The organism is Candidatus Binatia bacterium (assembly GCA_036382395.1).
Lineage (GTDB): Bacteria > Desulfobacterota > Binatia > HRBIN30 > HRBIN30 > JAGDMS01.
Map to the genome: position 1 here is coordinate 1 of DASVHW010000279.1, position 2,390 is coordinate 2,390.

3 protein-coding genes are annotated in these 2,390 nt (G+C 62.6%); all 3 read right to left on the minus strand.

The window, feature by feature from the left end; all coding sequences use genetic code 11:
* On the minus strand, window positions 1-909 hold a 909-nt coding region (locus VF515_12910), incomplete at its 3' end, for a molybdopterin cofactor-binding domain-containing protein (GenBank protein ID HEX7408537.1).
* 2 nt (window positions 910-911) lie between these two features.
* Window positions 912-1,565: a (2Fe-2S)-binding protein gene (locus VF515_12915; protein ID HEX7408538.1), complete on the minus strand. Its 654-nt coding sequence runs from the start codon at window positions 1,563-1,565 to the stop codon at window positions 912-914.
* Window positions 1,566-1,855: 290 nt separating this feature from the next.
* Window positions 1,856-2,176, minus strand: a complete 321-nt coding sequence (locus VF515_12920; GenBank protein ID HEX7408539.1) for a cytochrome c — start codon at window positions 2,174-2,176, stop codon at window positions 1,856-1,858.
* Window positions 2,177-2,390 lie beyond the last annotated feature (214 nt).

Below are 2,390 nucleotides of genomic sequence, written 5' to 3' on the forward strand. Positions count from 1 at the left end.
GCTGCCGAAGCCGCCGCCCATGTGTTGCTGGTGCATGTGGATGTTGGTCGGCGGGATGGCGACCTCGTAATTCTTGAGGCCGTCGGAGACCTGGCCCGGCATATCGCTCACGCTCTGCGTCGAAATCTGCACGTCGAGGTGATCGGGATCGGACCACATTGCGACCGCTCCGTGCGACTCCATGCAGCAGTGCGCGATCGTCGGCACGCCGTAGATCCCCTCGCTCACGGCGGCGGCGGATTTGAAGGCCTCGTCGGGAGTGCCGGTGACGGTCGCCTGCGTCGGATGATAGGGGACCTTGGGACCGGTGGAGGCGGGTTTCACCTGCGCTTTTTGCAGGGCCGTGACGACTGTGCTCCCGGCGCCCCCGCCTTGCGCACGCTTTAGCAGTTCCGGCGTGACTGGGAAATCTATGCCGCGCTTGTTGATGGCAGCAGCCATTTGCACTTCCGGCACCTGGTTGCTGAACATACCGGTGAGATCTTCCAGGCTGAGCGGGCCGGTGTCCTCGGGAAGGTCGGTGGGCGGCTCGGAGAAGTCGTCCACGAAATGCGGCAGCGGCTCCCAGCGGACCTTGATCGCGCTCAAAGCATCGGCTGCGGTGCCTTCGTCCACGGCGGCCACGGCGACCACTTCGTCGCCGGCCCAGCGGATGGTGGCGCTGCCCGGCTTTTGCAGGACGGCGACCGCCTTCACTCCGGGCATTTTCTCGGCCGCGCTGGTATCAACGCTGATGAGCCGGGCATGCGCGTGCGGCGAGCGCAGAATCGCTCCCGCGAGCAGGCCTGGAGGCGTGGCGTCGTAGGTGTACTTGGCGCGGCCGGAGGATTTATCCGGACCATCCACGCGCGCGTGACGGGTGCCGATGACTTTCCGTTGTGCGGCATCGGGCCATTTATATTCCGCCATGGCTACTCGCCTCCCTTCGTCACATGAGGTGGCTGCGCCCCGAGTTGGCTCATGGCGCCGCGCATCCCGTAGTAGGTGCCGCAACGGCAGAAGTTTCCGGCCAGCCCTTTGGCCACCTGTTCGTGCGTCGGGTGGGGATGGCGGTCGAACAGCGCCTTGCTGGCGACGATGAAGCCGGGCGTGCAGAAGCCGCACTGCTGGGCGTCGTTGGCGACGAAGGCGCGCGAAACCGGGTGCAGCTCGGGACCGGCAGTGAAACCCTCGATGGTCGTGATCTGGTGCCCTTGTGCGTCGATGGCCAGGACCGAGCAGGCGTACACCGGCTTGTTGTCCATGAGCACGGTGCAGGAGCCGCAGGCCCCGCGGTCGCAGACGCGCTTGGCCCCGGTCAGTTCGAAGTTGTCGCGCAGCGCGTCGAGCAGGGTCACGCGCGGTTCGAACTCGCCTTTGAGGCTCTTGCCGTTGACGGTGAGCGTGACCGGCGTCTTGCCCGGACCGTACATCGGCACGTCCTGGCCCTCGACGGTAAGTACCGTGGGCCCGATCACCGCAGGTACGGCAACGGCAACGGCGCCGAGCTTGAGGAAGTCGCGGCGAGATACGCCTTCGCGCGGCTGCCCGCCTTCTTCCAGGATGGGAGTGTCTTCTTCTCGCATTACCCCTCCGCGCATACAGCGGACGTCCGGCCACACGCCGGACGAGTTCACGATTACCAGGAGGACGTTGTCATCGCCAGGCAAGCCCGGCGGTTACACGTCCACGTCGGGACGACTGCGAAATCGGAAGCAGTATAAATCGCCGCGGCAGGTTTGCGCTTGCCGGATGGCGACGTTTACAAATTATTTTAAGCAATAAAAACCGGCCGGGAATTCCGGCCGGTTTCAAATCCGCGAAACTATTGGTTTGTCATTCCGAGCGCAGCGAGGAATCCGCTGTTCCCTGCGGTTTACTTCTTCAGGCTGCGGACGAACTTCACTAACCCTTCGATCTGTTCATGGCTGAGCTTGCCGCCGAAGGCGATCATCATGCCCTTGTCGGTCTTTGTTCCCTTTTCGATCGCGTTCTTGAAGTCGGCGTCCGACTGCTTCTGGATATCGGCCGAACTGAGGGCGGGTATTTTCCCCTTGCCGGCGCCGTTTTCGCCGTGGCATATGGCGCATTTCTGCTTGAAGAGGTCTGCGCCGCTATCGGCCGCAAAACTCAGTGTCGGGACCGCCAATCCGAAAGCCAGGGCGCCCAGGGTCATCGTTTTTGCCAGCTTGGTCATCAATCCATCTCTCCTTGAATAGCTGTGTACATTCCCATAATGGCACGCAGTGTGCCATTCGCCAATCATGGTTAATTGATTGAAAACCCTAGGCTCTGGGTTGCACGTTGCGCGGGTGAGGGGTGTGAAATAACCCGCAGCTCGCGCCATATCGCTCATCCGCCTGCCGCCGTTATCACAAAGTCGCCGACAACTTATTGAAACCGTTGGGGTG

What these genes read in the sequence shown, in the direction of transcription:
- VF515_12915 (HEX7408538.1), bottom strand. Translation starts at nt 1,565, where the DNA reads ATGCGAGAAGAAGACACTCCCATCCTGGAAGAAGGCGGGCAGCCGCGC.
- VF515_12920 (HEX7408539.1), bottom strand. Translation starts at nt 2,176, where the DNA reads ATGACCAAGCTGGCAAAAACGATGACCCTGGGCGCCCTGGCTTTCGGA.